Origin of the sequence: Salibacterium aidingense DSM 18341 (genome assembly GCF_000429685.1) — a bacterium.
GTDB classification, from domain to species: domain Bacteria; phylum Bacillota; class Bacilli; order Bacillales; family Marinococcaceae; genus Salibacterium; species Salibacterium aidingense.
On the sequence record NZ_AUCI01000010.1, the window covers coordinates 135,581 to 162,232 of the forward strand.

The 26,652-nt window shown below is 45.0% G+C and carries 37 protein-coding genes and 1 tRNA gene; 30 read left to right on the forward strand and 8 right to left on the reverse strand.

Going from position 1 to position 26,652, the window contains the following annotated elements; all coding sequences use genetic code 11:
- Positions 1 to 24 precede the first annotated feature (24 nt).
- From G475_RS0111605 to G475_RS0111685, 14 genes are all read left to right on the forward strand, one after another.
- On the forward strand, positions 25 to 1,377 hold the full coding sequence (locus tag G475_RS0111605) for a TrkH family potassium uptake protein (protein WP_026701457.1): 1,353 nt from the start codon (positions 25 to 27) through the stop codon (positions 1,375 to 1,377).
- Positions 1,378 to 1,755: 378 nt separating this feature from the next.
- Positions 1,756 to 2,385 carry a succinate dehydrogenase cytochrome b558 subunit gene (locus G475_RS0111610; RefSeq protein WP_026701458.1) on the forward strand — a complete coding sequence of 210 codons (630 nt, stop codon included), beginning with the start codon at positions 1,756 to 1,758 and terminating at the stop codon, positions 2,383 to 2,385.
- A gap of 15 nt (positions 2,386 to 2,400) precedes the next feature.
- Complete coding sequence (sdhA, locus tag G475_RS0111615; RefSeq protein ID WP_026701459.1) at positions 2,401 to 4,182, forward strand: succinate dehydrogenase flavoprotein subunit; 1,782 nt, start codon at positions 2,401 to 2,403, stop codon at positions 4,180 to 4,182.
- The gene (sdhB, locus tag G475_RS0111620; protein WP_026701460.1) at positions 4,179 to 4,940 is read left to right on the forward strand and encodes a succinate dehydrogenase iron-sulfur subunit; all 762 of its coding nucleotides are present in this window, start codon (positions 4,179 to 4,181) and stop codon (positions 4,938 to 4,940) included. Before sdhA ends, sdhB begins: the two co-directional genes overlap by 4 nt.
- 465 nt (positions 4,941 to 5,405) lie before the next feature.
- Positions 5,406 to 5,621, forward strand: coding sequence for a helix-turn-helix domain-containing protein (locus G475_RS0111635; protein WP_407636203.1), 216 nt, complete (start codon positions 5,406 to 5,408; stop codon positions 5,619 to 5,621).
- A 609-nt stretch (positions 5,622 to 6,230) separates the two neighbouring features.
- Positions 6,231 to 6,494, forward strand: coding sequence for a phosphocarrier protein HPr (locus G475_RS0111645; protein ID WP_026701462.1), 264 nt, complete (start codon positions 6,231 to 6,233; stop codon positions 6,492 to 6,494).
- Complete coding sequence (gene ptsP / locus G475_RS0111650) at positions 6,494 to 8,218, forward strand: phosphoenolpyruvate--protein phosphotransferase (protein WP_026701463.1); 1,725 nt, start codon at positions 6,494 to 6,496, stop codon at positions 8,216 to 8,218. The genes G475_RS0111645 and ptsP overlap by 1 nt, the downstream gene beginning before the upstream one ends.
- 231 nt (positions 8,219 to 8,449) lie before the next feature.
- Positions 8,450 to 8,914 carry a MarR family winged helix-turn-helix transcriptional regulator gene (locus G475_RS0111655; protein ID WP_026701464.1) on the forward strand — a complete coding sequence of 155 codons (465 nt, stop codon included), beginning with the start codon at positions 8,450 to 8,452 and terminating at the stop codon, positions 8,912 to 8,914.
- An 18-nt stretch (positions 8,915 to 8,932) separates the two neighbouring features.
- Positions 8,933 to 9,739 (forward strand): glutamate racemase, encoded by an 807-nt coding sequence (gene racE / locus G475_RS0111660; RefSeq protein WP_026701465.1) that lies wholly within the window; start codon positions 8,933 to 8,935, stop codon positions 9,737 to 9,739.
- A gap of 150 nt (positions 9,740 to 9,889) precedes the next feature.
- On the forward strand, positions 9,890 to 10,987 hold the full coding sequence (locus tag G475_RS0111665) for a GerMN domain-containing protein (RefSeq protein WP_026701466.1): 1,098 nt from the start codon (positions 9,890 to 9,892) through the stop codon (positions 10,985 to 10,987).
- A 212-nt stretch (positions 10,988 to 11,199) separates the two neighbouring features.
- Positions 11,200 to 11,964 (forward strand): ribonuclease PH, encoded by a 765-nt coding sequence (gene rph, locus G475_RS0111670; protein ID WP_026701467.1) that lies wholly within the window; start codon positions 11,200 to 11,202, stop codon positions 11,962 to 11,964.
- The gene (locus tag G475_RS0111675) at positions 11,961 to 12,551 is read left to right on the forward strand and encodes an XTP/dITP diphosphatase (RefSeq protein ID WP_026701468.1); all 591 of its coding nucleotides are present in this window, start codon (positions 11,961 to 11,963) and stop codon (positions 12,549 to 12,551) included. Before rph ends, G475_RS0111675 begins: the two co-directional genes overlap by 4 nt.
- 18 nt (positions 12,552 to 12,569) lie before the next feature.
- Positions 12,570 to 13,091 carry a metallophosphoesterase family protein gene (locus tag G475_RS0111680; RefSeq protein ID WP_026701469.1) on the forward strand — a complete coding sequence of 174 codons (522 nt, stop codon included), beginning with the start codon at positions 12,570 to 12,572 and terminating at the stop codon, positions 13,089 to 13,091.
- Positions 13,092 to 13,261: 170 nt separating this feature from the next.
- Positions 13,262 to 13,338: transfer RNA gene (locus G475_RS0111685), tRNA-Arg, on the forward strand.
- A gap of 116 nt (positions 13,339 to 13,454) precedes the next feature.
- On the opposite strand, the gene G475_RS27745 is transcribed toward G475_RS0111685, so the two are convergent.
- From G475_RS27745 to G475_RS0111710, 5 genes are all read right to left on the reverse strand, one after another.
- Positions 13,455 to 13,958 (reverse strand): tyrosine-type recombinase/integrase, encoded by a 504-nt coding sequence (locus G475_RS27745; protein WP_026701470.1) that lies wholly within the window; start codon positions 13,956 to 13,958, stop codon positions 13,455 to 13,457.
- A gap of 219 nt (positions 13,959 to 14,177) precedes the next feature.
- Positions 14,178 to 14,630, reverse strand: coding sequence for an N-terminal phage integrase SAM-like domain-containing protein (locus tag G475_RS27750; RefSeq protein WP_026701471.1), 453 nt, complete (start codon positions 14,628 to 14,630; stop codon positions 14,178 to 14,180).
- 114 nt (positions 14,631 to 14,744) lie between these two features.
- Positions 14,745 to 15,092 carry a hypothetical protein gene (locus G475_RS0111700; protein WP_026701472.1) on the reverse strand — a complete coding sequence of 116 codons (348 nt, stop codon included), beginning with the start codon at positions 15,090 to 15,092 and terminating at the stop codon, positions 14,745 to 14,747.
- The gene (locus tag G475_RS0111705; protein WP_026701473.1) at positions 15,076 to 15,681 is read right to left on the reverse strand and encodes an ImmA/IrrE family metallo-endopeptidase; all 606 of its coding nucleotides are present in this window, start codon (positions 15,679 to 15,681) and stop codon (positions 15,076 to 15,078) included. Before G475_RS0111705 ends, G475_RS0111700 begins: the two co-directional genes overlap by 17 nt.
- 114 nt (positions 15,682 to 15,795) lie before the next feature.
- Positions 15,796 to 16,164, reverse strand: a complete 369-nt coding sequence (locus tag G475_RS0111710; RefSeq protein WP_035711003.1) for a helix-turn-helix domain-containing protein — start codon at positions 16,162 to 16,164, stop codon at positions 15,796 to 15,798.
- 142 nt (positions 16,165 to 16,306) lie between these two features.
- Here G475_RS0111710 and G475_RS0111715 point away from each other — a divergent pair, with 142 nt between their 5' ends.
- The 16 genes from G475_RS0111715 (at position 16,307) to G475_RS24855 (ending at position 25,569) form a co-directional block, all read left to right on the forward strand.
- On the forward strand, positions 16,307 to 16,549 hold the full coding sequence (locus tag G475_RS0111715; protein ID WP_026701475.1) for a helix-turn-helix domain-containing protein: 243 nt from the start codon (positions 16,307 to 16,309) through the stop codon (positions 16,547 to 16,549).
- Between the two features lie 14 nt (positions 16,550 to 16,563).
- On the forward strand, positions 16,564 to 16,797 hold the full coding sequence (locus G475_RS24835) for a DUF7667 family protein (protein ID WP_035711005.1): 234 nt from the start codon (positions 16,564 to 16,566) through the stop codon (positions 16,795 to 16,797).
- Positions 16,798 to 16,892: 95 nt separating this feature from the next.
- Positions 16,893 to 17,078 carry a helix-turn-helix domain-containing protein gene (locus G475_RS0111730; protein WP_035711020.1) on the forward strand — a complete coding sequence of 62 codons (186 nt, stop codon included), beginning with the start codon at positions 16,893 to 16,895 and terminating at the stop codon, positions 17,076 to 17,078.
- A 44-nt stretch (positions 17,079 to 17,122) separates the two neighbouring features.
- Entirely contained in the window at positions 17,123 to 17,767 is a 645-nt protein-coding gene (locus tag G475_RS0111735) for a hypothetical protein (protein WP_026701477.1), read from the forward strand.
- Entirely contained in the window at positions 17,764 to 18,087 is a 324-nt protein-coding gene (locus tag G475_RS0111740) for a hypothetical protein (protein ID WP_156911676.1), read from the forward strand. The genes G475_RS0111735 and G475_RS0111740 overlap by 4 nt, the downstream gene beginning before the upstream one ends.
- A complete protein-coding gene (locus G475_RS0111745; protein WP_026701479.1) occupies positions 18,053 to 18,403 on the forward strand; it encodes a hypothetical protein in 351 nt (116 codons plus the stop codon). Before G475_RS0111740 ends, G475_RS0111745 begins: the two co-directional genes overlap by 35 nt.
- A 165-nt stretch (positions 18,404 to 18,568) precedes the next feature.
- Positions 18,569 to 18,733 carry a hypothetical protein gene (locus G475_RS27190; RefSeq protein WP_156911677.1) on the forward strand — a complete coding sequence of 55 codons (165 nt, stop codon included), beginning with the start codon at positions 18,569 to 18,571 and terminating at the stop codon, positions 18,731 to 18,733.
- 89 nt (positions 18,734 to 18,822) lie between these two features.
- Positions 18,823 to 20,379: an AAA family ATPase gene (locus tag G475_RS24840; RefSeq protein ID WP_233275769.1), complete on the forward strand. Its 1,557-nt coding sequence runs from the start codon at positions 18,823 to 18,825 to the stop codon at positions 20,377 to 20,379.
- Between the two features lie 30 nt (positions 20,380 to 20,409).
- Positions 20,410 to 20,835 carry a hypothetical protein gene (locus G475_RS27755; RefSeq protein WP_051302431.1) on the forward strand — a complete coding sequence of 142 codons (426 nt, stop codon included), beginning with the start codon at positions 20,410 to 20,412 and terminating at the stop codon, positions 20,833 to 20,835.
- Positions 20,836 to 21,051 carry a hypothetical protein gene (locus G475_RS0111760; RefSeq protein WP_026701480.1) on the forward strand — a complete coding sequence of 72 codons (216 nt, stop codon included), beginning with the start codon at positions 20,836 to 20,838 and terminating at the stop codon, positions 21,049 to 21,051. It begins immediately after the preceding gene.
- Positions 21,048 to 22,037, forward strand: coding sequence for a recombinase RecT (locus tag G475_RS0111765; RefSeq protein WP_026701481.1), 990 nt, complete (start codon positions 21,048 to 21,050; stop codon positions 22,035 to 22,037). The genes G475_RS0111760 and G475_RS0111765 overlap by 4 nt, the downstream gene beginning before the upstream one ends.
- A complete protein-coding gene (locus G475_RS0111770; protein WP_026701482.1) occupies positions 22,037 to 22,738 on the forward strand; it encodes an MBL fold metallo-hydrolase in 702 nt (233 codons plus the stop codon). The genes G475_RS0111765 and G475_RS0111770 overlap by 1 nt, the downstream gene beginning before the upstream one ends.
- Before the next feature lie 168 nt (positions 22,739 to 22,906).
- Positions 22,907 to 23,056, forward strand: coding sequence for a DUF6906 family protein (locus G475_RS27195; RefSeq protein WP_169728522.1), 150 nt, complete (start codon positions 22,907 to 22,909; stop codon positions 23,054 to 23,056).
- Between the two features lie 18 nt (positions 23,057 to 23,074).
- Entirely contained in the window at positions 23,075 to 24,091 is a 1,017-nt protein-coding gene (locus G475_RS26335; protein ID WP_051302434.1) for a hypothetical protein, read from the forward strand.
- Positions 23,994 to 24,794 carry an ATP-binding protein gene (locus G475_RS0111795; protein ID WP_084414095.1) on the forward strand — a complete coding sequence of 267 codons (801 nt, stop codon included), beginning with the start codon at positions 23,994 to 23,996 and terminating at the stop codon, positions 24,792 to 24,794. Before G475_RS26335 ends, G475_RS0111795 begins: the two co-directional genes overlap by 98 nt.
- Positions 24,795 to 24,885: 91 nt before the next feature.
- A complete protein-coding gene (locus G475_RS24855) occupies positions 24,886 to 25,569 on the forward strand; it encodes a DNA adenine methylase (RefSeq protein WP_051302438.1) in 684 nt (227 codons plus the stop codon).
- A 103-nt stretch (positions 25,570 to 25,672) separates the two neighbouring features.
- Here the strand turns inward: G475_RS24855 and G475_RS26810 are convergent, their stop codons facing one another.
- The 3 genes from G475_RS26810 to G475_RS0111815 all read right to left on the reverse strand — a co-directional run.
- Positions 25,673 to 25,792, reverse strand: coding sequence for a YjcZ family sporulation protein (locus G475_RS26810; protein WP_084414097.1), 120 nt, complete (start codon positions 25,790 to 25,792; stop codon positions 25,673 to 25,675).
- A gap of 125 nt (positions 25,793 to 25,917) precedes the next feature.
- Positions 25,918 to 26,274, reverse strand: a complete 357-nt coding sequence (locus G475_RS0111810; RefSeq protein ID WP_026701485.1) for a DUF2512 family protein — start codon at positions 26,272 to 26,274, stop codon at positions 25,918 to 25,920.
- A gap of 92 nt (positions 26,275 to 26,366) precedes the next feature.
- Positions 26,367 to 26,652: spore coat protein (locus tag G475_RS0111815; protein WP_026701486.1), on the reverse strand; the 286-nt coding region annotated here is incomplete at its 5' end.

Sequence of the window (26,652 nt, forward strand, 5' to 3'; positions counted from 1 at the left end):
GAGTTCTCGACGGAGGGTACAGCTATGAAAAAAGGATTAGAACAATTTATGACGCCGTTTCGGATTATTATATTCGTTTACATACTGTCTATGTTTTTGTTCAGCTTTCTGTTGTGGCTGCCCTTTTCTCAGGAAGCTGGAACAGATCTGACCTACATGGAAGCTTTGTTCACCTCTGTTTCTGCTGTAAGTGTAACAGGGTTGAGTGTCATTGATGTGTCAGAATCATTAAGCTACACCGGGGTGTTTTTTCTTGCTCTTGCCATGCAGGTGGGGGGCATCGGCATCATGTCGCTCGGTACATTTGTGTGGATGCTGTTTGGACGGAAGATTAATCTGTCGCAGCGCCTGTTGATCATGGTGGACCAGAACCAGTATCAGTTTTCCGGGATGGTTAAACTGATGCGGGGGATTCTACTTTTGGCTCTCGCGATTGAACTGGTTGGAGCTCTCGTACTCGGAACGTATTATCTGCAGCATTTCAACAGTGTGGGGGAAGCCTATTATCAAGGATCCTTTGCAGCACTCAGTGCATTCACCAACGCCGGATTTGATGTGACTGGGCAGTCGTTGATTCCGTTTGCCAATGACTATTATGTACAGTTTATCGTCCTTCTCTTAATTTTCGCAGGGGCGATTGGTTTTCCAGTCTTAATGGAAGTAAGGGAGTATTTCGTCACGACAAGCAGCTATTTCAAGTTCAGTTTGTTCACGAAAGTGACAGTAACGACGTATTTTCTTATTTTTGTACTGGGGGCGGCAGGAATCTGGGTGTTGGAAAAAGACATGTTTTACGAGGGAATGGCCTGGCACCAGCAGTTTTTCTATTCTATTTTTAACTCAGCGACAGCACGAAGTGCAGGTCTGACCACCATGGAGACGTCTTCGTTTACCCTGCCGACCCTGCTTTTTATTTCTTCTCTGATGATTATTGGGGCAAGCCCATCCAGTGTGGGCGGGGGAATACGGACAACAACCCTGGCTGTTATGTTTCTGTCGATCCGCAGTTTTGCGCTGGGGAAAAGTGATGTGAAAGTGTTTGGACGCGAAATCCATCCTGAAGATAAGCAGAAAGCTTTTATGGTGCTCTCTTTTTTCTTGTTTGGTTTATTTGCTGCAGTGACCCTTATCACTGCATTCGAACAGGGAAATTCCAAAGTAGAACTGATTGATATTATTTTTGAAACAAGCTCTGCTTTTGGAACGTGCGGGCTTACGACGGGCATTACCCCTGATTTGTCAAAACCGAGTCTGTTCCTCTTGATGGTGCTTATGTTCATTGGACGTGTCGGTATATTGGTATTACTTTTCTCTGTAAAACGAAAAGAAATAAAATCCCATTACAAATATCCAACGGAACGCATGATTATTGGATAATGAGAAAGAATAAAAAATGCCCGGCAAATCCGGGCATTTTTCCGTAATATCACCTTTATGAAGGTGTATCCGGTTTCTTGACTAGCCGTGATAGGGGGAGTACAATAAATTTGTCGGAAAGGTGAAAGCAAAGGCTAAATTTGTTGAGTTGTCAGACTAATTAGTCTATCCATCTCAGCGAGTACGACCAGAGGATATGGCGGTTTTCCTGTATACATAGGATAACAAAAGTTTAGGCATTTCTTATGCCGTTGTGTTTTTTATAGGAAACCAACACCTGCTCTCTGGAAAAGAAACAGGAGGTCGTTCAATCGAAGGAGAAAAGGAATAAGCTTACGACAAACCAGGACTTAAAAATTTTTTAGGGGGAACATTGGCATGGCTGAAAACCGTGATTTTATGAACCGCAGACTTCATTCACTGCTTGGCGTGATTCCCATCGGGGTATATCTCGTCCAGCACTTGACGGTAAACTTTTTTGCGACACGCGGCGCTGAAGCGTTTAATGGTGCTGCTCATTTTATGGAAAATTTACCGTTCCGCCTTTTCTTAGAAATCTTTGTTATCTATCTTCCTATTCTTTTTCATGCCATTTATGGTCTTTTTATTGTTTTTCAGGGAAAGAGCAATACGAGACGATTTGGTTTTTTTAGAAACTGGATGTTTTTACTTCAGCGTATTACCGGTGTCTACTTACTTGTTTTCATTGCCTGGCATGTCTGGCAGACACGCGTGCAGGCTTCTTTTGGAGCAGAAGTGAATTATGATATGATGGCGGATATACTCAGCAGTCCATTTATGCTTGTGTTTTATATTATTGGTGTTTTATCGGCGACATTTCATTTTTCCAACGGTTTATGGTCGTTTCTTGTTTCATGGGGAATTACTGTCAATCCACGTTCGCAGCGGATTGCAACCTATGCCACAGCGGTTATTTTCGTAGCGCTGTCGGTTGTTGGAATGAGTGCCCTGCTAGCGTTTATTAATCCTGATTTAGCCAATATGTAAGGGAGTGTATCACACATGAGTGATGGTAATATTATTGTAGTCGGCGGCGGCCTTGGCGGCCTGATGGCGACTATTAAAGCAGCAGAAGCCGGCAAACGTGTAGACCTGTTTTCTGTTGTTCCAGTGAAAAGATCCCACTCTGTCTGTGCCCAGGGCGGTATTAACGGTGCGGTAAATACAAAAGGGGAAGGAGATTCCCCGTGGGAACATTTTGACGACACGGTGTACGGCGGAGACTTTTTAGCGAATCAACCGCCGGTAAAAGCGATGACAGAAGCTGCTCCCGGAATCATTCACCTGATGGACCGGATGGGAGTTATGTTTAACCGCACATCGGAAGGACTATTGGATTTTCGTCGATTTGGCGGTACGCAGCATCATCGTACGGCATTTGCCGGAGCAACAAGCGGACAGCAGCTGCTGTATGCGCTTGATGAACAGGTCCGCCGTTATGAAGTGGAAGGCCTGGTGAACAAATACGAAGGCTGGGAATTTCTTGGTGCGGTACTGGATGAGGAAGGACGCTGCCGCGGCATTACGGCCCAGAATCTGACTACCATGGAGATTGAGTCATTCCGTTCTGATGCGGTGATTACGGCAACCGGAGGACCTGGTATTATATTCGGTAAATCGACAAACTCGATGATTAACACCGGCTTTGCGGCGGCAACTCTTTATGAACAGGGTGTGTATTATGCCAATGGAGAATTTATTCAGATCCATCCGACGGCTATTCCCGGTGATGATAAACTTCGTCTGATGAGTGAATCGGCACGCGGAGAAGGCGGGCGAGTGTGGACGTATAAAGATGGCAAACCGTGGTATTTTCTTGAGGAAAAATATCCTGCTTACGGGAACCTCGTTCCGCGCGACATTGCGACACGTGAAATTTTTGATGTCTGTGTCAACCAGAAACTAGGAATCAACGGAGAAAACATGGTTTATCTCGACCTTTCTCATAAAGATCCAAAAGAACTTGACGTTAAACTTGGCGGCATTATGGAAATTTACGAGAAATTTATGGGCGATGACCCGCGAAAAGTTCCAATGAAGATCTTCCCGGCTGTTCATTATTCAATGGGCGGCATGTGGGTGAATTATGACCAGATGACCAATATTCCGGGCCTTTTTGCAGCGGGTGAATGTGATTACACGCAGCACGGTGCAAACCGCTTAGGCGCCAATGGTCTTTTATCCGCCATTTATGGCGGCATGGTCGCCGGACCGAGTGCTGTTGAATATGTAAATGGCCTTGACAAGCTTGCTGAAGATCTTCCCTCTTCGGTATATGACAACTACAAGAAAGAAAAAGAAGAAGAGTTTGAGGAAATCCTGAATATGCGCGGGGATGAGAATGCCTATGCCCTCCATAGAGAGCTTGGGGAGTGGATGACAAACAACATGACTGTTGTCCGCGAAAATGACAAACTTCTGCAAACGGACGAGGAAATTCAGGAACTGATGGAACGTTATGAAAATATCAATATGTCGGATACCGCACGTTGGAGCAATCAGGCAGCTTCGTTTACACGCCAGTTGAAAGGGATGCTGAACCTGGCCCGTGTTATGACACTGGGCGCTTATCACCGGAATGAAAGCCGCGGTGCCCATTATAAGCCGGAATTTCCGGAACGGAATGATGAGGAATACCTAAAAACGACAAAGGCAAAATATAATCCGGAGAAAAACGCACCGGATTTTGAATATGAAGATGTGGATGTTTCCCTTATTAAACCGCGGAAACGGGATTATTCGAAAGGGAAGGAATCTTCGCAGCAAGGAGCTGGTAAACAATGAGCGAAGAAAAAATGATCCGTCTTATTATTACCCGGCAGGATGGTCCGGAAAGCGAACCTTATACACAGGAGTTTGAACTCCCGCACCGCCCGAACATGAATGTCATTTCGGCCCTGATGGAAATCCGCCGCAATCCGGTGGATGCCGACGGCCGGGAAACATCCCCTGTTGTCTGGGACATGAATTGTCTGGAAGAAGTGTGCGGCGCCTGTTCCATGATAATAAACGGAAAGCCGCAGCAGTCTTGTACAGCACTGGTTGATCAGTTTGAACAGCCGATCCGGCTCGAGCCGATGCGGACATTCCCCGTGGTTCGTGACTTAATCGTGGACCGGAGCCGGATGTTTGATTCCCTGAAAAAAGTAAAAGCGTGGATCCCGATCGATGGAACGTATGATCTTGGCCCGGGACCGCGTATGGCAGAAAACAAAAGACAGTGGGCTTATGAATTATCCAAATGTATGACTTGCGGGGTCTGTCTGGAAGCCTGCCCGAATGTAAATGACAACTCCGAGTTTATAGGTCCTGCTCCTGTATCGATTGTGCGCCTGTACAATGCACATCCTACCGGGGAAATGAATAAATCGGAGCGTCTTGAAGCCCTAATGGGAGAGGGCGGAATTGAAAGCTGCGGGAACTCACAAAACTGCGTAGAATCCTGTCCAAAGGGTATTCCGCTTACTACTTCCATTGCCGCTCTAAACCGCGACACCTCCCTGCAGGCGTTTAAGAATTTCTTTGGAAGTGACAAAGCATAATGAACCCGACTGCTCTGCTTAACGAAGCGGAGCAGTTTTTTTATGCTCCGGCCCCCTGCGGAACAAAAAGGAGGGGATCCATTTTAGGGGGCAGAAAGGTATAAATTTTGGGCATATTGAAGATCCAGCTTTCAGCACCCGTCCGCCCGGGGTTTCTTCCCGTGCGACTTCCGGCAGCAGGCTGCCGGGTCCCCAGTAGAAGAATCGCCACCTATAAGCCCCACGTCCTGGGAACGGCGGCGCTATCACCTCCCGTGCGTCGCAGAACCTGTCACAGCTGCCCGGGGCGCTGGCGTCCTTTTTAGTGGAAATATCGGTTATGGAAAGAAAGGCATTTGTCCGTAACAGTCTTTCTTTGCGGCGCATAAAATATGCTGACTATATTCTTTCCATACTCCGACCCTTTCGCCTTCAGGCAGAGGACGGGGACAGCCTTGTCAAGAAAGGGTGAAGCCATTGAGGGAGATGGACAGAGGCTATCGGACCCTGCTTACAAAGAGGGAACGGGAGGTCTTTGAATTACTCGTCCAGGATAAGACGACGAAAGAAATAGCATCCCAGTTGTTTATCAGCGAAAAAACAGTCCGCAACCATATATCCAATACGATGCAGAAACTGGGAGTAAAGGGGCGTTCTCAGGCCGTCATTGAGTTAATACGGCTTGGAGAACTTACGATTTGATAGACCGCCGGCTTTTCTGCAGAAAGGGAAAACCGGGTATGTTTCTTCAGCCCGGGGTAAGGAGCCGGGAGGACGGGAAGCAGAAAAATGCAATGGGGGAAGCTGTATAAACCCCTTTTGTCCTCCATGGTTAGAACAGTTTATTATAGCAGTTCTAACATTGGAAAAGAATGATCATCCCGGAGGAACTGCCTCCCATTCCGGCCTGTAGAATCAGGAGCCTCTCCTTTTCTTTTAGCTGGAAAAGCCGGCTTTTTTTTGTATGAACAGGATAGAAAATAGATAGGGGACCGTCTGTCCTTTCTTTTTTAAATTTCTATTGGCATACTTGCTGTATCTGAAAGAGAATGCTATAATAATTACAAGTTTGCAGCGGGGTTTATTGTCAAACATACGTAAAATTTACGTGTTACTGATACGATCAGGCATGAGTAAATGCATCAGGAGGAAATGAGTACCATTACAGGCTTATTTCAATACTCCCTTTTTGCGTTTGCTCATGCTTTTTTACTTTCAAAGGATTAATATGATTCACCGCTTGACCTGGTGCTGCATTCCTTAGTATCTTTATGTAAGCGATATAAATTTTATTGAAAAGGGGTTTCTGCCATGAAAGAACAAACGTACACTATTACAAATGATACGGGGATTCATGCCCGCCCGGCAACACAGCTTGTGAATAAAGCCGGACAGTTTTCGTCTGAAATTACACTTGAATATAACGGGAAATCTGTAAACCTGAAGTCCATTATGGGTGTTATGTCTCTTGGTGTAGGCAAAGACTCAGAAGTAACCATTCGGATTGAAGGAGCAGATGAGGAAGAAGCAGCGCAGGCCATAGATGAAGTAGTGAAAGAAGGGCTTGGAAAGTAATGACTACTACCCTGGAGGGCATTGCTGCTTCGAAAGGTATTGCGTTTGCTAAAGCATTTGTCCTTGAACAACCAGAAATGAACATTGAAAAAAAGGAAATAGAAGAGACGGACGCTGAAATAGATCGATTTCAGAAAGCAGTTGATCATGCGAAACAAGAACTGCAGATTATTAAAGAAAAAACGTTAAATGATATGGGAGAAGATAAGGAGGAAATTTTTTCCGCCCATCTGCTTGTATTGGAAGATCCGGAAATCATCGATGGTGTAACGGCTAAAATAAAAGATGAAGGCGTAAACGCGGAGTTTGCATTAAAAGATTTATCCGATATGTATGTAACGATGTTTGAGGGAATGGATAATGAATACATGAAGGAACGTGCTTCGGACATCCGGGATGTCAGCCAGCGTATTCTTCTGCATCTTTTAGGGGTGGAAAACACCAGTCTTGCAGCTATTCAGGAGGAAACGATCGTGATTGCGGAGGATTTGACGCCTTCGGATACAGCCCAGCTCGATCTATCTTACGTACTCGGATTCGCAACGGATATTGGAGGACGGACCTCCCATTCTGCTATTATGGCGCGTTCGATGGAAATCCCTGCAGTGGTTGGAACAAAAGAAGCAACCTCCGCAGTTGGCAGCGGGGATCAGATTATTATAGACGGCATGGAAGGCCGGGTGCTCATTGCTCCGGATGAGAAAACGGTGGAAGAATATAAGGGGAAACAGCAGGAATACCTTCGTCAGAAAGAAGAATGGGCGAAACTCGTCAACGAATCGTCTGTCACAAAAGACGGTCGACGGGTGGAACTTGCTGCCAATATCGGTACGCCTAATGACATAGAAGGGGTTCTATCCAATGGTGCGGAAGGAATCGGCCTGTACCGCACGGAATTTTTATACATGGGCCGTGACGAACTGCCCGGGGAAGAGGAACAGTTTGAAGCATATAAAACAGTGCTCGAGAAAATGGGGGACAAGCCGGTGGTGATCCGGACCCTTGACGTCGGCGGAGACAAGGAGCTTCCGTATTTAAATCTTCCCCCAGAACTTAATCCGTTTCTCGGCTTTCGAGCCATCCGGCTTTGCCTGGAGGAAACAGAAATGTTCCGCACGCAGCTCCGCGCCCTCCTGCGTGCGAGTGCGTATGGTAATTTGAAAGTGATGTTTCCAATGGTAGCGACCCTGGAAGAATTCCGTGAAGCGAAGAATCTACTGGAGAATGTAAAAGCTGAATTGATTCAGGAAGGACAAGCAGTAGCGGAAAAGATAGAGACCGGCATTATGGTGGAGATCCCATCCACAGCTGCAGCTGCTGACCTTTTCGCCAGGGAGGTTGACTTTTTCAGCATCGGCACCAATGATCTCATTCAGTATACTATGGCAGCCGACCGTATGAGTGAAAAAGTCGCGCATTTGTATCAACCCTATCACCCCGCCATTCTGCGCCTTGTAAAACAGGTGATCAGTGCTGCCCACAACGAAGGAAAATGGGCCGGTATGTGCGGAGAGATGGCCGGAGAAGAAACAGCCGTGCCTCTGCTGCTGGGTCTGGGGCTTGATGAATTCAGTATGAGCGCCACTTCTGTCCTTCCGGCAAGAAGTCAGGTTAGAAGCCTGTCCGGAAAAGAAGCAGCCGCTCTCGCTGAAGAAGCTGTACAGCTACCTACCGCAAAGGAAGTGGAGGCATTGGTTCATGAGAGAGGTTTTGTTACGTCCTGATCAGATAAACCGGGCTGTTCCGTGTTCACGGGGCAGCCTTTTCTATGAAAGTATAAAACAAAAGTACATAACTGAATGAAACATTTCTACATCCGCCCGCTGGTTTTCACAAACAGCGAACCTGCCCATAAGCTGAATATAAAAGCTATGTAAAGATAGCAGGACGTTTCTTGCAATAACGTAAAAAAAAAGAGAGAATATACAGAGGATTGTTAAGCAGGGAGGAAAATCATGACGGATCAAGCCCGGGTGACGGATATCGAAAAAACGCTGCGGCATGTTTCCTATCTTATAAAACAACAGGGCCGAGAAATTTTACATCAGTTCCCGATCACACCTCCCCAGTTTGTGGCTTTGCAGTGGCTGCAGGAAGAAGGAGATATGACGATTGGGGATTTGTCGCAAAAGATATTCTTAGCCTGCAGCACAACAACCGATTTAGTAGATCGTATGGAAAAAAATAATCTGGTTCAACGCATAAAAGACCAAAAAGACCGCAGGGTCGTATATATTCATCTTCTTGAAAAAGGAGAAAACATTATTGCTGAAGTGATTCAGGAACGGCAGAATTACCTGCGTCATATCCTCAGCACCGTTTCCGAAGAAGAAGTAAAACAGGTGGAAGAAAGTATGACCATGCTGTATGATCGGATGGTCTCCGCCGGTGCCGGCAAACATCAAGAACAAATTAAATAAGAAATTGAGGGACACAACGTGAACCGACCAATTGGAATTATTGACTCCGGGGTAGGAGGGCTGACCGTTGCAAGAGAAATAGCAAGACAGCTCCCAAAAGAAAAAATGATCTATATTGGAGATACGGCACGGTGCCCGTACGGCCCCCGTCCCGTGGAAGAAGTGAGGCAGTATACGTGGGAAATGATCAACCGTCTTCAGCAGGAAAACATAAAGATGCTCGTCATTGCGTGTAATACAGCCGCTGCTGTAGTATTGGACGAGGTGAAAGAAGAACTGCAGATTCCAGTGGTGGGAGTTGTGCAGCCTGGAGCGATAACCGCGTTAAAAATGACAAAGACCGACCATGTCGCAGTCATTGGGACAGAAGGAACCATCGCGAGTGGAGCCTATTTAAGAGCCCTTCATACAATAAACGAAAATGTGAAAGTAGAGACGCTGGCCTGCCCGCCTTTTGTTCCGCTGGTAGAACAGGGTCTTTGTGAAGGGGACGAAGCGGAGTCGATCGTACGTCAGACCCTTCGCCCGCTTGCTTCCACGTCGTATGACACGCTGATTCTGGGGTGTACTCATTACCCCCTTCTTTTTGACGTGATTCAGGAAGTAGTCGGCGGGGAGATTCATCTGATTTCTTCGGGAGATGAAACAGCAAGAGAAGTCAGCACGATTCTTCACTACAATGAAATACTAAATACCGAAAATGAATTCCCGGATCACACATTTTATACTACGGGGCAGGCGGAACGTTTTCGGATCATTGCCAATCGCTGGCTTGACGGAAGAGCAGCTGACGTGCAATCGATTCATCTGGGGGAAGTCGTGTAACATCGGTTCTCCTGGAAGGAGATAAAATTCGTCGAAACGTTTCCATCCTTGCCTTTCTACCCTGAAAATCACTGAAAGTATGATTCAAGTGGTCTAATTCTATCCCAGGCTCGTATAAATAGTACAAACTGGTCTGGGAGGGAAGAAATAATGAAAATGCGATGGAGGGCAGCAGTCCTTTTAATGGTGCCTTTTGTTTTACAAGGTTGTGGATTTGGCAACAATGGGGCTTCAGAGAATATGGATGAACCCCCGGAAGAAGTGACGGAGGAAATTGAATGGGAAGATCTGGAGTCCGGAGAGAATGAAGAGAATAAAGCAGAAGAATCAGCCGCAGAAGAAGAACAGACTTCAGAGGATGAAAAAGAGGGAGAAACGGTGGAACGGGAGCTTTATCTGCTCGATGAAGATGGCATGGTCGTCCCCCAAACGTTCACACTCCCTAAAACAGATGGCGTGTTAAAACAATCTCTGGAACATCTTGTAGCAGAAGGACCGGTGACATCCATGCTGTCTAATGGGTTTCAGGCGGTGCTTCCGCCGGGAACAGAAGTTGATGTGCGTTTAACAGAAGATGGTACGGCGGTTACAGATTTTTCATCGGAATTCCGGGATTATAATCCTGAACATGAACAGGCGGTTCTTCAGGCGGTGACCTGGACCTTAACACAGTTTGATAATGTAAAAGAAGTTTCGTTCCAGATTAACGGTTATGAACAGGAAACGATGCCCGTGAATGATACCCCGATTGGGGAATCTTACAGCCGCGCCGACGGGATCAACCTTGAAAACGGACAGGTTAGTGATATGACCAACAGTGATAGCGTTACCGTTTATTTTTTATCCCAGAATGGGGAAAACTCATATTACGTCCCAGTGACCCGAAGAGTGGCCGCTCAGGAAGATGGAAATATGCTTGAAGCAGCGATGCAGGAACTGGTCCGGGGGCCTGCTCCGGAAAGCCCGCTATTCGATGTTTTGCGGGAAGGAACATCCTTAACGGAGAACGCACAAATGCAGGAAGAAACGGCTTCCCTCTTTTTTAATGAAGGTCTGTTGACAGAAGAGGAAGGTACAGCCATATCTGAAGAAGCCCTGCAAGCTATTACCCTGTCGGCAACAGAAATAGAAGGGGTGGAAAACGTAGAACTGAACGTGGAAGGCGCAGAAGAAGTAGTTCGTGTGAACGGGGAATCTCTGGAAGAACCACTGGCTAGACCGGCTTTGGTTAATGATGATGTCTCCTAACGGGGGAGTATTATTTTAAGGCGGCCGCGGACCTGCAGGGGGCAGGTCAGTTCGGCGCAGCCACAGAACGTGGCTCTTAGCCGAACTTCCTTTATTCAGGGCGCTTGCGCTTTTCTTAAATGAAGCATGGGCGTACGGCGTTCCGGCAGGCTCAAACAAGAAGCCCTGAATGGAACGCCTGCGTTTTTCATAAATGATAGGAGGATATAGGCATGACGACACGCTTTGACGGAAGAGAAATAAATGAAATGCGTCCAGTTATTATAGATAACGATTTTTTAAAACATCCTGAAGGATCTGTACTTATCACGGTTGGAGAAACAAAAGTAATCTGCACAGCGAGCATCGAAGACCGCGTTCCTCCGTTTATGAGAAATACTGGGAAAGGCTGGATTGCAGCGGAATATTCGATGCTGCCAAGGGCTACGGAACAGCGTAACATCCGCGAAGCGGCAAAAGGAAAATTAAGCGGCCGGACGATGGAGATTCAACGTTTGATCGGACGTTCCCTTCGTTCCGTTGTGGATTTATCAAAAATTGGGGAGCGTACCATCTGGATTGATTGTGATGTTATCCAGGCAGACGGTGGGACTCGTACTGCTTCTATTACCGGTGCATTTGTGGCCATGGCCATGGCAGTAAAATCCTATACGGAAGCTGGAAAAATAAAATCATGGCCGATTCTGGACTATCTTGCCGCCGTTTCTGTCGGAGTTGACCCGGAAGAGACGGAATTGCTAGACTTATGCTATAAAGAAGACAGTGAAGCCAAAGTGGATATGAACATTGTGATGACCGGTAAAGGCGAATTTGTAGAACTACAGGGTACCGGAGAAGAAGCTTCTTACTCAAGAACACAGTTGAACAGCCTGCTGGACCTTGGCGAAAAAGGGATGAACGAGCTGTTTTTGATTCAGAAAGAACTGCTTGGTACGATTGATGACGACATTATGTTGATAAAGGAAAATGATGCATGAAAACGATCATTATCGCTACGAAAAATCAGGGGAAAGTAAAAGAATTCAAGAACTTGTTCGGAACAGAAGTGGAAGTGAAGTCCCTTCTTGATATTAACATGGAAGATATTCCCGAAACCGGCGATACTTTTGAAGAAAATGCGGTATTGAAGGCGGAAGCGATTACGGATGCTTTGCAGGTACCAGCGATCGCTGATGACTCCGGACTGGAAGTGGATGCGCTCAACGGCCGCCCTGGTGTTTATTCCGCACGGTACGCTGGCGAGGATAAAAATGATGACGCTAATACGGCCAAACTACTGGCCGAACTTGATGGTGTGCCAAAAGAGGAGCGCAGCGCCAGGTTTGTCTGTGTCATCGCTGCTGCAGCACCAGACACATCAACGGAAACGTTCCGCGGGACTTGTGAAGGGCAGATTGCTTTGGCAAAAGCCGGCAAAGGAGGTTTCGGTTATGATCCCGTTTTTTATGTGCCGGAACAAAGTGCGACAATGGCAGAGCTTCCGCCGGAAGAAAAAAATGCCATCAGCCACCGCTACCATGCCCTTGAGAAATTAAAAACGCAAAGCAGGATTGTATTTTTCTGAACAGGAGAGTGACCTGGAATGAAAGCTTTATTGATCAGTGACAGTCATGGCAGTGAAGTTGAACTTAAAGAGGTAATCGACCGCTGCCGCGGGGAAGTCGATGCAGTTTTTCACTGTGGTGATTCTGAATTATCACAGTCCTCCCCGATTCTCCAAGGTGTACATACCGTGCAGGGCAATGTGGACAAGCCCGGGGAATTCCCGGAGGATACAGCTGTGGATATAAAAGGGATACGGATTTTGGTAACCCACGGTCATTTGTACAATATAAAAATGACTCATATCCCCCTATCCTACCGGGCGGAAGAAAAGGCGGCCCGGATGGCCTGCTTCGGCCATAGTCATCATCCCACGGCATTTGAGGACCACGGCATTATTTTTGTGAATCCAGGGAGTCTCATGCAGCCGCGAACCCGCCCGGAACCGACATACGCTATTACGGAGTTCACCAAAGACGGGGCTGTGGAAGTCCGTTTTTACGAACGCACAACCGGGGAAGAAGTAGAGGATCTCCGGGCGTCCATTGCAGAGAAAAGCTGAAGGGTAACCTTTCTGTAGAAAAGAGGCAGAATAGGAAGGGGAGATAGAGATCTATGCCCCCCTCCCCTCGTTTCTGTGCCAAAAAGGCATGAGCCATCCCAAAAAATCGGTTGACTTCCCTTCGTGTATATAATAATATTATATATGTCGCTGAAAAACGGAACCCACTGGTCCCAGTAGCTCAGCTGGATAGAGCAACGGCCTTCTAAGCCGTAGGTCGCAGGTTCGAATCCTGCCTGGGACGCCAACTACTTAAAGCAATCAACCCCTTGGGAGACAAGGGGTTTTTAATTTTTTCGCAGTTCATTTAATTTTTGTGAATCGCTCTAATTGCAGTTCTTTGGGGCAGGATTGGGGCAGAATTTATTTCTGCCCCGGTTTTTTTGTGAAAAATTCCTTGAAATGATTAGCGGCTACCCGATCCACTTCTTCAATTCCATGACCGTATATATCCATGGTCGTTCCGATTTTAGAATGCCTTGCTCGTTCACTAATGGACTTCATAGCTACATTCTTTCCGATTAAAAATGTAATGGACATATGCCTCAAATCATGGAACCGGATTTTTTCTAACTGATTTTTCTTAATAAAACGTGACCACCATTGGCTTATACTATCCGGCCGGATGGGTTTGCCGTATTCATTAGAAAACAAAAATACGTTATAGGGATAGTCATATTTATCCTTCATGTCTTCTTTTACTCTATACTTTTCGTATATCAGGTCTTGGATCATTAATGTAAGTTCAGGAGGAATAGCTGCAGCACCTTCTAGCTCATTTTTGATGGATTTGACCTGCAGCCCTTCTCCCTTAACTTCTGTGAGCGATTGTTCGAAGTATATGAGGTTCTTCATCGGCGGAGACATGTTTGTCCTCCAGAGCGGCAATTTCACCTTCTCTAGCCGAGGTCACGAAAGCAATCCAAAACATAATTTGTTTTTCATACGATTCTTTTTCAATACATTCAATCAGCTCCCATACTTTTTCCGTGGAGTATTTTAATTTTGATCTAACACTTTTTAATTTTGGTGGCTTCACAGAAGCAGCAGGATTCTCTTTGATAAGCTTCCATTGTTCAGCGCAGGCTAAGATGCTGTTGAAAGCTTTAAACGCATTGCGGATTGCTGAGTTGGATAGAGGGCCGTCTTTTCCATCCAACCGTATGCCATTTTTTGGATATTATCCATAAAATTTACAATGTGTATGGGTTTGATCTCTGAGAGCTTCAGATTTCCGTATGCAGGCAAAACTCTAGTGTTTAGGACTCCTGTATAGTCGCGGATCGTATCTGGCTTATATGAGGTTCTAGCGTACTTCTCGAGCCAATCATGATAAAAGTCACGTAGTTTAGTTTGATCTGGTTTGATATAGTGACCGGATAATATTTCAGCTTCAAATTTGGAAAGCTCCTTTTTGGCTTCTGTTTGGTTTTTTGCCTGTATCGTTTTTCGTTCCCTAATGACTTTACCGGTTTCCGTGTAACCGATGATAACGGATAGGCGGTACTTGTTTTTCCCGCGCTTTTCGATGTTTGCCAAAGCTATTTCACTCCTTTCTGGGAGACTGGGGAATGACGTATTTTCTCATGTAACTTTTAAGACGGGGGAGAGGAACAAGACCACGAACACGATAAAAGAACTTATGTTCGCTTTTTATTCAAAAAAAGAACTACCCACTGACATCACTTCTTCTAAATCTTCCACAAGCATGATAAAGTACTCGGCTTCTTCTAGCATGGCAGGATCATGTCCACTGCTTTCCAACCGGGATTGAACCATATTTGTATTAATTGCAAAAACATAGTCGTCAAATGGATCCCTCACCAGTTCTCCAATATCGACAGACAATATAGCAAGGTCTGCGAAATCTTCTTCATAAAATCGCTCAATGGGTTGGGATACATTATAAAAGCGGAGTGCTCCTCGTTGTTCTCCATCTGTTTTAACTAGCACCCACTTCGCCTGCAGTTCTCCGTCGATTTCTTCATAATATACTTTCATAATCGATTACCTCCTGCCCGGTTTGCTCTCGCAGCTGCTTTATGACACGCCACGTTTCGCTTGTCCACTTGTCAGGGTTATAAGACCGGGATTTCAATAACCTCTTGCTTTCCTGCGGTCTGATATGTGTACGGGTAGAATGAAGATTCCGGCTCAACTGCTCCACTCGGCTTTCCACGATATGGAGAGGCATTTTGAACAGTTCAGCGATGACACGTACTTCTTTACTGAGGTGGGGTTCTATGATGTATTTTGGCATCGAAGCGTACAAAGTGAATTGATAAGCTTTATTTTCAAGGTATTCTCGGAACATGATCGGCATAATACGCTGATCACCAACGTGCTTAAGTACATGGCCCAGTTCATGGAAGAAGTCTAGGCGTTGCTTCTGTATAGGCTGATCTCTATTCAGGAAAATTAAGTAATACCTGCTATCGTTGGAAGCAAAGCTTTTGGAACCTCGACTGCCGGACACTAAATCAACATTGAATTGTGAGCAAAGATTTTCGATAGTTAGATCATCCAGGGAGGTAATCCCTCGCTCTTCATATTCTTTCTGAATCCACTGCTCCAATTCTGTTTGAATCATAGAATCACCCCTTGTAGGACTAAAAGAACAATTGTTCCGAATATATGTTCGATTTTATAGTAAAAAGAAATGCCCGTAAAGGCATAATGGGAAAATTAACCTAAGATATACGGCTTACTCTTTATTATTCTTTTCCTGCTGCTCCAACCACTGCTGTTTTCTTTTCCGATATATCTTCAGTTCTTCTTCAAGATGTTCTTGCTCGTCTTCAGAAAGTTCCCCGCCGTAGAAAAATATACTGGGCTGTTCCGGCGTTGGATCATCGGTGCGCCCGAGGAGATAGTCTACGGATACACCATAAAACTCAGCTATTTTATTTAATGTAGAGGCATCTGGTTCCCTTCGTCCAGCTTCATATCCTGACAACGTATTATTTTTGATGCCCAATTTTTCAGCAACGTGTTTTTGAGCTAATCCGTTATGTTCCCTTAAGTATTTAATCCTTTTTGCCAAAATTGGTTCCACAACCACCACTCCGAACATTTTTCTTCCCCCTTATAGTATCGTAAATTCGCGAAAAGAAAAACATTTTTCTCGAAAAGAGCATTTTATTATTTAAATTCGCGAATAGAGTATTTATTATGTAATTAAACAGTTCGCATTACGCGATATTGGAGGTGAGGATTTGCTTAATAAAGTCGGGCAACGCGCAAGACAGATTCGAATCAACAAAGGAATCAAACAGTCTTATGTTGCTAATAAATTAGGGTACAGGTCTCCATCCAGCCTTAACGATATTGAGAAAGGAAGGAGGCATTTAAAAGCAGACAAAATCCCAATATTGGCTAAAGCTTTGGGAGTAGAAGTTGATGATCTTTTTTTTGATAACAAAGTTCGCGAAACGAGAACAAAATCTACATCAGCTTAAAGGAGGCTAACACCATGAATACAGTCCATGCCCGATATATGGAACTGTTGTCTATCCAGACCAAACGCCCACTTACAGCAATGGAAAGAAAGGAGCTGATCGAGAGCAAACAATATGTAGAAAACTATCTCTGGGAGTTTGCTAAACTCAAGAACTTGTCCTATATGGCATACATCTCAAAAGACTATGGTTGGCTACACGATATCTGCCGCGAACTTGATCAATTACAAGGTGGTGACAGTATATGAACGAAACGAAGGTTTTTGAGCATGAAACACTGGGTCAACTGACCGTGCAAATTATCGAAAATGAAGAACTGGAGGTGATTTAAGTGCAGCAAACTATGGATGTCAAAGAAGCAGCAGAGTATTTAAGCGTTCATCACGACACCATTTATAACATGGTCCAAGCAAAAGAAATACCGCATTTCAGGGTTAGGAAACGGATCTTTTTTTCTAAAGACGCTATCGATGACTGGATCCGGAACCAATCGACGATGGATGTCAATACAGAATCGAATGCTATGTAACTATCATCATATCTTGATAAATCAACATATAGGAGGCAAACAGAATGCAGAACACGTCAACAAAATCAAAGCTATATAGTCCGTCATCGATACCTACTGTCTTAAAGACAGCCAGGGAACGAGCATTAAAACCCGAACGCCGCACCAAACGGTGGCTCGCTGAACAATTGGGAATGACCGAGCGGAGATTGACAGGCATTGAAGATGGTACTTCTCAAATCCATTTGGAAGAGTGTATCGAGTGGTGCGAAGCCGTGGAGGATTTCTTAGCTCTGAAACATATCCTGCACATTTACGGCATTAGTGAACCGCCGACAGATCCACGGCTTTTGGATAGCGTATCGATGCAGCTCGACAATTTCAAAACGGAAGTGGAAGAAGGGTTCACTGCAGCCAAAGATATCGAGAAGCTCTCTCAACACTGGCGGCCATGGAAAGGTTTTGAGGATAGAGATCGTCAGCAGATGCAGGCTGCGGCCAAACAGATCCGCGATGTTAGGCATGCGGCAGATTGCTTACTCACAGCCATGGATAATGAGTGGGGGCTGAATAGGAAATACGTTGAAGCAACTTGGATCAACGGAGGTATTGCAAACAACATCCTGATGCACTCAGTTGGTGTTTATGAAGAGCTTAGGAGAGAGCGGACAGACCAGGAAAGGATGGCACAGTTAGGAGGATTGAAGTGATGCTTATTACGGATTTTGGAGAATTTATGGACAAGTTGGAACTCCTGCCAGTGGCCTTGCAAAAGAGGGTGCAGAACGATATTCAAACCATTTCTGGGTTTGAAGCAGCCGACTTTCACAACTCGGAGATATCGACAAGAATTTATATCTTTGTAAACGATGATTGGATATACTCTTTTTCTTTACTGAAACAAATTCCGAAAGCTGAAGTGAAAGTGAAGGAGTTTTGCAGACCCGAGATTCAAGTGTTAAACACTATCGAAAAGCGATTGGAGGAGAAGAAACATGAACAAAACACAGCCACTAAAGAGCGCAAGTGAGAAGGAAATGAGTGAGACTGGATTAGCTGTCAGGGTCCACGCTGATAAGCTGCAGGGAGCCGATCAAGAGCAAGTGAATATAGCCTTGGATAACATTTTGGAAAATGGGATTCACGCTGAAATGGATGGCTTTGAAATGGAGATTGTTATCCGGGCATTGAAAAGACGCGGGAAAATGCACATGGCAATGAAAAGCGCACATCGAGGTCTGGAACTTTACAAACTGGCACATTCGATGGAAGCAAAGAAATCAAAGTTTCAGCAAGCCTTCTGGATACAAAGAAAAAGCGCGGCTGCGGACACAGCACACGCTTAAGATAGGGTTCTTCTACTGATTTAATTTTAGCACTTAGGTTGATAAGTGGCAAGCCAGGATTGCGGCCTGGTTTTGCCGTCAGACTTATGACGTAAGCCCTCCCCCTCTGCCCGAGGCAGTCATGAGTCTGACGGTGCGGCCGCGCCAGAAAGGAAGGTGAAAGACATGGCATCTGCACACGATTTGAATTTTTATGTTGTCAATCACATCGACGTGTTAGGTATGGAAGCCGGAAGCAAGCAGGTAGCTCACAGGTTGGCACTCAGCACAGAAATTGTAAAGAGCATCTACCGGGACCAAAAAAGGAAAAACGACCAGCTGGCGGGCTGATCGTCGCAGTGAATCGCAAAACATCTTGTACTCCGATTATATGCGATTCACCCTCAAAACTCAAATAGGGAGGAATCAACGTGAAAAAGATGCTATTGAAAAGCTTAACTCTCCGCAATTTTAAGGGGATCAAGGACTTCACATTGGAGACGGACGGGGAGCATATTCAGGTTTTCGGAGATAATGCGACTGGAAAGACCACCCTCTTTGATGCTTTCATCTGGCTGCTATTCGATAAGGATAGCAACAACAAGAAAGACTTTGCCATCAAGACGCTGGATAAGGATAACAACGAAATTAACGGGATAGATCATGAAGTAGAAGGTGTATTCTCCATTGATGGCAAAGAAACAACGCTCCGGAAGGTGTATTACGAGAAGTACACAAAGAGGCGGAATAGCGGACCAACAAAGGAACTTACAGGCCACACAACAGATCATTATATCGATGCCGTTCCTGCAAAGAAAAAGGAGTATGACGAGTTTATAAAGTCCATTATCGATGAAAATACGTTCAAAGTTCTAACGTCTCCGGCCTATTTTAACGAACATTTAGGTAAAAATGAACGCCGTGACATTTTGCTGGAGATTGCGGGGGACGTGGCGGATGAAGAGGTCATTAATAGCAAAAAGGGATTGGACAAACTGCGTGATGTACTGGACGGCCGTGGCATTGAAGCCCATCAGAAAATGATTGCCAATAAGAAAAAAGACATCAATAAGAAGATCGATGAAGTTCCACTCCGTATTGATGAAGTAGACCGAGGGAAGCCCGATATTTCGGAATTGAACGAAGATCAGATAAAAAGCAACATTGAACAGTTGTCTCGAGAACTCGATGCCAAGCAGGAAGAACTGAACCGTATCCAGTCCGGCGGCGAAGTCACTGAAAAGCAGAAGCAGCTTGCTGAAGTGCAGGGCGAACTACAGGAAATCAAGAACAGTCATCAGGCCGATCAGTACGCCAAGATTAATGAGAAGCAATCTGTACTGAACGGTTTGGAAAAAGAAAAGAATCAGCTGGAACAATCTATTAATCAATTGAACAACCGCATATTTACGGATGATGAGAGTATACAGCGGTTGAACAAAGAAGCCGCGGATCTCCGGCAGCAGTGGCAGGAAGTCAACGCCAAGGAGTATGACGGTATCAAGCCCACCAAAGACGACCAGGATTGCGCCTGCTCCGCATGCGGGCAAGAACTCCCTGCGGACCAAGTGGAAGCCGCTCATGAAAAAGCAATGCAGTCTTATGAAGCAAACCTTGCTGAATTTAACCGCCGCAAAGCTCAACAGCTCGAAGACATTAAGGCATCCGGTACCCAGAAAACAGAGAAGATTAATGAACTACAGCAGGATAGAACATCAGCCTTACAAGAGTTAGAGCAAACACACAGCCAGCTTGAATCCAAACAATCCGAAATTACAGAACTCAATACCGATATTGAAAACCTGCATGCAAATGTCAGCGATATTTCGGAAAACGCTCAGTATCAGGCTAAGCAGAAAGAAGCAAAGCAGATCGAGCAGGATATCAAGCAACTCAAGGATTCCGTACAGGAATCCATGCAGAAGGTCCGCACGGAAATGGATGAGCTCAAGTCCAAAAAAGCCGGATACGAACAGAACCAAGCGAAGTTCGAGTAGATCCGGAAGGCTGACGGGCGGATCAAGGAGTTGGAGGAAGAGCAGAAGCAGCTCTCCGCACAGTACGAAAAGCTGGAGCACGAGCTGTACCTCACAGAAGAGTTTATCCGCGCCAAAGTGGATCTCTTAGAAGAGAAGATCAACAGCAAATTTAAACACGCACGCTTTAAACTTTTTGATACCCAAATTAATGAAGGGTTAAAAGAAACATGTGAGGCTCTGTACGAAGGTGTGCCTTACTCTGGGGGCTTAAATAACGCTGCCCGTATCAATGTCGGCCTAGATATTATCAATACTCTCAGCGAGTACTATGGCTTCTCAGCACCTATCTTTGTAGATAATTCAGAAGCAGTAACACGGTTAATTGATACTAAGGCCCAGGTTATCAGCCTGGTTGTATCAGAGTCGGACAAGCAACTTCGCATTGAGAGCACCACAGCAAAGGAGGCCGTCTAAATGAAACGGGAGTACGTAATAACTGAAGATATCTTGCAGACAACGTCTACTACGATTTATGCCGAAGATGCAAGTGAAGCCATGAGAGAACTGGAAAAAAGCAGGAAAGGCATGACAAAGAAAAGCCACAAAACGGAAGTTATCAACGAAGACAAGCAAACAAAGATCAGAGAATCCGAAAATATCTGGATAAATAGTGGAGGGGCTATCCTATGAGCCAACAAAAGAACGAAATGGCAGTACGGACCAATTCAGAGAGGTTTATGAATAATATTCAAGCACAGTTTGCAGCGGAAGCAGGTAGCCCAGTAGCTTTTTCCGAGTACGAAAAACAGCTAGCTCAACATCTATTTTTAAAGCTAGATTCCGTGCTTCAAGAATTTGAAGCTAAGCGTGTAAAGGATGGAAAGACAAATCAGACTCCATATACTTGGCACAATTTGAACATGCGTAAACTCTCTTTGGATGCTGTACACACCGTTCAACTTGGCTTAGACGCTTTGATCGCTAATCACGTTCACCCTGTCCCATATTTCAATAGCAAAGAGAAGAAGTATGATCTGGATTTGCGGGTTGGATATGTTGGAAAGGCGTACTACCGAATGGAAGCTGCTGTCGAAAAGCCAAAGGATATCATTACTGAACTCGTTTATAGTAACGATCACTTTAAGCCCATTAAGAAATCAGCAGGAAATGAAATAGAAAACTATGAGTTTGAAATCCAGAACCCTTTTGATAGGGGAAACGTTATTGGTGGGTTCGGTTATCTTTCTTATGAAGATCCCACTAAAAATAAAATTATTCTTGTGACAGAAGAAGATTTTCAAAAATCAAGGAAAGCAGCTGCTGGAAAAACGTTTTGGGATAATCACCCAATCGAAATGAGATATAAAACCTTGGTTCACCGGACTACAGAAAAACTAAAAATCGACCCCAAGAAGGTCAACGCATCCTACCTTTACATGGAGAACAAAGATGAGGAAGAAGCGATGCGCCGGGAAGTAAATGAAAATGAAAATACGCAGTACCTTGATGTTGAAGTTACTCCAGTTGAAGATCCATCGGAACTAGAGACAGATTCCAAGGAAGAGCAACCAAAGCAAGAAAAGCCACAGCCTAAGCAGGAAGAGGAACAACTAGACCTTACGGACTCTTTTGATCAGGCTGATCAAGCAGCAGTCGGAGACGAGGTACCGTTCTAATGATCCAGATTACAGCGCTTGCCTCATCCAGTAGGGGGAACTGCTACCGTGTCACAGACGGTCGCACCCCCATCCTGCTGGAGTGCGGAATCTCATACAAAGAGATACAACTCGGGCTGGACTTTCAGGTGTCAGAGAACGAAGGCTGTCTCATTACACACGAACATCAGGATCATTGCAAAGCTATAAAGGACGTCACCAGGGCCGGCATTGATTGTTATATGAGCGTCGGCACCGCAGAAGCCATAGGACACAGCAATCACCGCATCAAAACGGTGCAGGCAAAGAAGGCATTCAACCTCGGTACATGGACCATTTTACCCTTTGATGTACAGCACGACGTATCAGAGCCATATGGGTTCCTGCTTGCTAATCAAAGCGGAGACAAGCTCCTGTTTGCCACAGACACGTTCTATATTAAATACCGATTCAACGGGCTTACACATTTGCTTCTGGAATGTAACTACAGCCTCGACATCTTAGATGAAAACATACTTAATGGTTATGTTCCCCAGGTCATGCGAAAACGACTTATGCGCTCTCACATGAGCTTGGAAAATTTCAAAGAGTTTCTCCGAGCTAATGATCTTAGCAAGCTTGAAGAGATCTGGATGCTGCACCTTAGCGACAGCAATTCAGACGAAGAGAGGTTTAAACGGGAGATCATGGAGCTGACCGGCAGCCCGGTGTATATACCATGAAGCACTACATTCCCATACCTTACTGCTATGTATGGATGGTCAAGCCTTACGACAACAGGAAAACGATGTTCAAACGTTATGTGCAGGGCTATTTAAAGAAGAGTTACCCGGAAATGACGCTAGTAAAAATAGAAGGTATGACAGCGATTTGTGAAAGGAGGGCTCCTGATGCAAGGTAAAAAGCCAACGCGGGCGCAGAAAATGGCAATACAGAAGTACAATCTGAACCATCAAAACTGGCTTGTTGAAAAGAATCATGAGGGCATGCTGCTCCTGAAACACAGATATACGGATCAGCGAAAAGAGATTCCGAGTTAAAAAGGGAGGGGGCGGCTATTGCAAGGATACATCAAGGATTACCGAAAAGAGCTGGATAGTGACATTTGGATGATGCCGCCCCTTTACCACAGGGTGTGGCAGTATCTCAAATATAAAGTGAATCACAAAACAGAACGAATTCCGATGAAAGACGGTAGCTTTTTGACCATTCAGCCCGGCCAACATCTTACATCAAAACGGAAACTGGCTCAGTCGATTGGTTGGTATGAACGAATGGCTTGGAAAGAACCTAATCCGAAAACCATCAGCGATATTCTGAAGTGGTTAGAGAAACAAAACATGATCAAACAGGACCTTGGAGCAGGTAACAGACAATACACACTCATAACCCTTCTAAATTGGGAAGTGTACCAATCAAAAGAGGATGAAGGTAACACCACGAATTTACACCAAAACCCCGAAAGTGGTGTTAATGGTAACACCTCGGAAACGGAAGGAACGCCGGTACAACAAAGAACAACAGAAGAAAATGGTGTTACGAGTAACAGTCACTACACACCTGATAAACAGTCGCTGGAGACAAACAAGAATGAGAAGAATGAGGAAGAAGTAATTGTTGTTGATGATGCGCGCGAAACAAATAAGCCAATTGATCCAAATCAAAAAGATCCTGTTGATGTTATAGCTGAACGCTACATGGATTTAAAATCCGCTCAGGAAGCCAGACCTGTTTACCCAAGCACTGAAGATTACGAAGCAATCGCCCGGATAGTCGCCCAGGGAGTGCCGACCTCTCGAACTATCAAATTGCTTGAAGAGTGCTTTGCTGATTTTGAAAGGTGTTATAAGGGCTCCAACAACTCTATAAAGGCTTTTAAATATTGCGAGAAATATATACAGAGTCATTTTGAGGCGGATTTAGCAAAAGAAAAAGCGAGAAGGGAGGCTGCGGCACGTGGATCAAGCACAAACCAGCATGCAGGAGGTTATGGACAAGCTCAGGGAACGGGCGGAGCAAGCCAATCCATCACGGGCGGACAAGTCGGATGGATTAAGCCCGGAAAACGAGCCTAAGTATGACTGCCCAAAATGCAAGGACCAGACCGGATATCTTGAAGTCCGGGAGGGATATGAAGTTTGGCTGCGCTGCAGCTGCATCGATTGGAGGGCACAAAAGCTTATGAAATTTAGTGAAATTACAGAGGAGTTTAGGAAATTAGGCTTTAAAAACTTCAGAACCGAGGGGAAACCGGAAGTCATTCAGGGAGCATATGACTGCGCCTATAACTATTTTCAGAGTTTTGAAGAGATCCGGGAGCAGCGGCAGAACAGCATCACTCTGCTAGGCCAACCAGGCACAGGTAAAACGCACCTGCTCACGGCCATAGCGAACAACCTCATGTTTAAGAAACATGTTGGCGTGCAGTATTTCCCTTACGTCGAAGGCTTCAACGATCTTAAAGACGACTTTGACAAGCTAGAAGAAAAGCTGGCACGGATGAAAGAAGCAGATGTGCTGTTTATTGATGATCTGTTTAAACCTGCAAAAGGCGTTCCTCGGGCTACGGACTGGCAGGTGGAGCAAACATACGCTGTCATCAATCACCGGTACTTGAATTACAAGCCAATCATGATCTCATCGGAGCTGCCAATCGACCAGATGGTTGAGATAGATGAGGCGCTGGCAACCCGAATATACGAAATGTGCAAGCAATACTTGGTGCTGATCCAAGGCGACAAGTTTCAGCTTAATCACAGACTGGAGGACATGACATGACAGTAGAATCGGCAATCTACTTCCGCGGTAAGAAAATGCCGGAAGTACTGTGGGAGAAACGGAAGGCGAAGCTGATGGAGATTTAGGTGCGGTGTTTTTTAATAAACCGAAAACCAGGGTTGAAACGATCAACGACATCGACGGTGAAGTCATTAATCTATTCCGGGTGATAAGGGAGCAACCGGAGGAACTGGCTTTCCAGATTGAATATACACCATACGCAAGGGACGAGTATTACGAAACCTATTACTCTCAGGGTTCAGACCTAGAACGGGCAAGGCGCTTTCTTACGCGCTGTTGGCAGGCAATAGGTGCAAAAACAAGTGACAGAACTGGGTGGCGCAGCTTGATCAGCTCGAACGGACCGAAGCCGACTGCTGATTTTAGAAAGCTGCCTATCCGGATCCATAACGTAGCAGAGCGATTAAGACGAGTACAAATTGAGTGCCAACCAGCGGAACAAATACTGGAACGGTACCAAAGACCAGAGGTTCTGATTTATGCTGATCCACCTTATGTTCTCAGCACTCGTTCCAAGCGTCATTATAAGCACGAAATGACAGAGCAAGACCATGAGTCGATGTTGCACTGTTTGAAAGATCATCCAGGGCCGGTGCTGCTGTCAGGGTACGAACACGATCTTTATCAAGATATATTGGGTGACTGGAAAAAAGAAACGATGATCACGGCTGCAGAGGCTGGAGCAACGAGAACGGAAACTCTCTGGATCAACCCCATTGCTGCGGATCAGATATACGGGTTGAGACTTTGTTAAAGATCATACGACGGATTATGTGAAAAAGAAGACCTATGTTCATATGTTCAAAAAGGACGGACATTAGGTCCGCCCTTTAGAAAAGGAGAATAGGGATATGCTCCTAATATCCGTAACCACCACCGTATCCACCGAAGAAACCAGATGAACCAACAATGATTAATAGGATAAACAGGACAACGATCAATGCAAATCCAGACCCATATCCATAACCTGCACTCATATCTTCACCTCCTTATTGTCGCTAGTCACAATTTATGACTAAGCAGTCCTGTTTTGTGTGAGCGATTGCCTAGGTATGGTTGGATATTTGCAAAGAAGCATTAAAAAACCACCTTTGAGGTGGTGCTAAGTAGGGGACTTCTCTGTTTTTCCGCTCTTAATAAGCCAATTGTGTTGAGCGAGTTCTGTGATTGAAAGGAGTAAACCAGTGAGGAATGCTCCGAAAATGGTGACGGTAGCTGTTGTAAAAAACAAAGAAACGACGTACACGATAATAGATGCAGCAATAAAATCAACAATGCTACTAAACCAAAATGTACCTTCTTTTAGGATGAAAATCTCCAGGACGTGGGCACATACAGCGAGAATTAGCCCTACAATAATAGGCTGCCATAAATTTTCAAAGTTCACATTTGGAAAAATGAAAGACGAAATCAACACTGTGATGGGGCAAATAAAGATTTTGATGATTAATCCAATCATAATATGTACCTCCTTTTGATATTTAAGTTGTCCCAAATTATTTAATTTATGACAGTTTATCTTAAGAAAAAAAGAAACTAGGAAATCCTAGTTTAGAAAGGTTTAGAAAGGGCTTGATTGGCAAGAGAAACATCATTTTTTAATAATTCATGTAAGTCATAGGAAGGGTAATATCCTCGTTTATACATGTAGTTAAATACGGATGCGTGAGAATCAATAGTGTTCATTAATTGGCGTTTCAAAACATCACGAACGGCTGGAGTGGCTGTTTCTGTGATGGCAATTGCATAATTTCTTACGCCGGTTTTTAAAAGCGCTAATAAGTCTCCGGCAAAAAACGGCGTATCATCGTTTCGATAGGCCATATTTTCTGAAGGA

What these genes read in the sequence shown, in the direction of transcription:
- G475_RS0111605 (WP_026701457.1), top strand. Translation starts at nt 25, where the DNA reads ATGAAAAAAGGATTAGAACAATTTATGACGCCGTTTCGGATTATTATA.
- G475_RS0111610 (WP_026701458.1), top strand. Translation starts at nt 1,756, where the DNA reads ATGGCTGAAAACCGTGATTTTATGAACCGCAGACTTCATTCACTGCTT.
- sdhA (WP_026701459.1), top strand. Translation starts at nt 2,401, where the DNA reads ATGAGTGATGGTAATATTATTGTAGTCGGCGGCGGCCTTGGCGGCCTG.
- sdhB (WP_026701460.1), top strand. Translation starts at nt 4,179, where the DNA reads ATGAGCGAAGAAAAAATGATCCGTCTTATTATTACCCGGCAGGATGGT.
- G475_RS0111635 (WP_407636203.1), top strand. Translation starts at nt 5,406, where the DNA reads ATGGACAGAGGCTATCGGACCCTGCTTACAAAGAGGGAACGGGAGGTC.
- G475_RS0111645 (WP_026701462.1), top strand. Translation starts at nt 6,231, where the DNA reads ATGAAAGAACAAACGTACACTATTACAAATGATACGGGGATTCATGCC.
- ptsP (WP_026701463.1), top strand. Translation starts at nt 6,494, where the DNA reads ATGACTACTACCCTGGAGGGCATTGCTGCTTCGAAAGGTATTGCGTTT.
- G475_RS0111655 (WP_026701464.1), top strand. Translation starts at nt 8,450, where the DNA reads ATGACGGATCAAGCCCGGGTGACGGATATCGAAAAAACGCTGCGGCAT.
- G475_RS0111665 (WP_026701466.1), top strand. Translation starts at nt 9,890, where the DNA reads ATGAAAATGCGATGGAGGGCAGCAGTCCTTTTAATGGTGCCTTTTGTT.
- rph (WP_026701467.1), top strand. Translation starts at nt 11,200, where the DNA reads ATGACGACACGCTTTGACGGAAGAGAAATAAATGAAATGCGTCCAGTT.
- G475_RS0111675 (WP_026701468.1), top strand. Translation starts at nt 11,961, where the DNA reads ATGAAAACGATCATTATCGCTACGAAAAATCAGGGGAAAGTAAAAGAA.
- G475_RS0111680 (WP_026701469.1), top strand. Translation starts at nt 12,570, where the DNA reads ATGAAAGCTTTATTGATCAGTGACAGTCATGGCAGTGAAGTTGAACTT.
- G475_RS27745 (WP_026701470.1), bottom strand. Translation starts at nt 13,958, where the DNA reads ATGTCTCCGCCGATGAAGAACCTCATATACTTCGAACAATCGCTCACA.
- G475_RS0111700 (WP_026701472.1), bottom strand. Translation starts at nt 15,092, where the DNA reads ATGAAAGTATATTATGAAGAAATCGACGGAGAACTGCAGGCGAAGTGG.
- G475_RS0111705 (WP_026701473.1), bottom strand. Translation starts at nt 15,681, where the DNA reads ATGATTCAAACAGAATTGGAGCAGTGGATTCAGAAAGAATATGAAGAG.
- G475_RS0111710 (WP_035711003.1), bottom strand. Translation starts at nt 16,164, where the DNA reads ATGTTCGGAGTGGTGGTTGTGGAACCAATTTTGGCAAAAAGGATTAAA.
- G475_RS24835 (WP_035711005.1), top strand. Translation starts at nt 16,564, where the DNA reads ATGAATACAGTCCATGCCCGATATATGGAACTGTTGTCTATCCAGACC.
- G475_RS0111730 (WP_035711020.1), top strand. Translation starts at nt 16,893, where the DNA reads ATGGATGTCAAAGAAGCAGCAGAGTATTTAAGCGTTCATCACGACACC.
- G475_RS0111735 (WP_026701477.1), top strand. Translation starts at nt 17,123, where the DNA reads ATGCAGAACACGTCAACAAAATCAAAGCTATATAGTCCGTCATCGATA.
- G475_RS0111745 (WP_026701479.1), top strand. Translation starts at nt 18,053, where the DNA reads ATGAACAAAACACAGCCACTAAAGAGCGCAAGTGAGAAGGAAATGAGT.
- G475_RS27190 (WP_156911677.1), top strand. Translation starts at nt 18,569, where the DNA reads ATGGCATCTGCACACGATTTGAATTTTTATGTTGTCAATCACATCGAC.
- G475_RS24840 (WP_233275769.1), top strand. Translation starts at nt 18,823, where the DNA reads ATGCTATTGAAAAGCTTAACTCTCCGCAATTTTAAGGGGATCAAGGAC.
- G475_RS0111760 (WP_026701480.1), top strand. Translation starts at nt 20,836, where the DNA reads ATGAAACGGGAGTACGTAATAACTGAAGATATCTTGCAGACAACGTCT.
- G475_RS0111765 (WP_026701481.1), top strand. Translation starts at nt 21,048, where the DNA reads ATGAGCCAACAAAAGAACGAAATGGCAGTACGGACCAATTCAGAGAGG.
- G475_RS0111770 (WP_026701482.1), top strand. Translation starts at nt 22,037, where the DNA reads ATGATCCAGATTACAGCGCTTGCCTCATCCAGTAGGGGGAACTGCTAC.
- G475_RS27195 (WP_169728522.1), top strand. Translation starts at nt 22,907, where the DNA reads ATGCAAGGTAAAAAGCCAACGCGGGCGCAGAAAATGGCAATACAGAAG.
- G475_RS0111795 (WP_084414095.1), top strand. Translation starts at nt 23,994, where the DNA reads ATGCAGGAGGTTATGGACAAGCTCAGGGAACGGGCGGAGCAAGCCAAT.
- G475_RS26810 (WP_084414097.1), bottom strand. Translation starts at nt 25,792, where the DNA reads ATGAGTGCAGGTTATGGATATGGGTCTGGATTTGCATTGATCGTTGTC.
- G475_RS0111810 (WP_026701485.1), bottom strand. Translation starts at nt 26,274, where the DNA reads ATGATTGGATTAATCATCAAAATCTTTATTTGCCCCATCACAGTGTTG.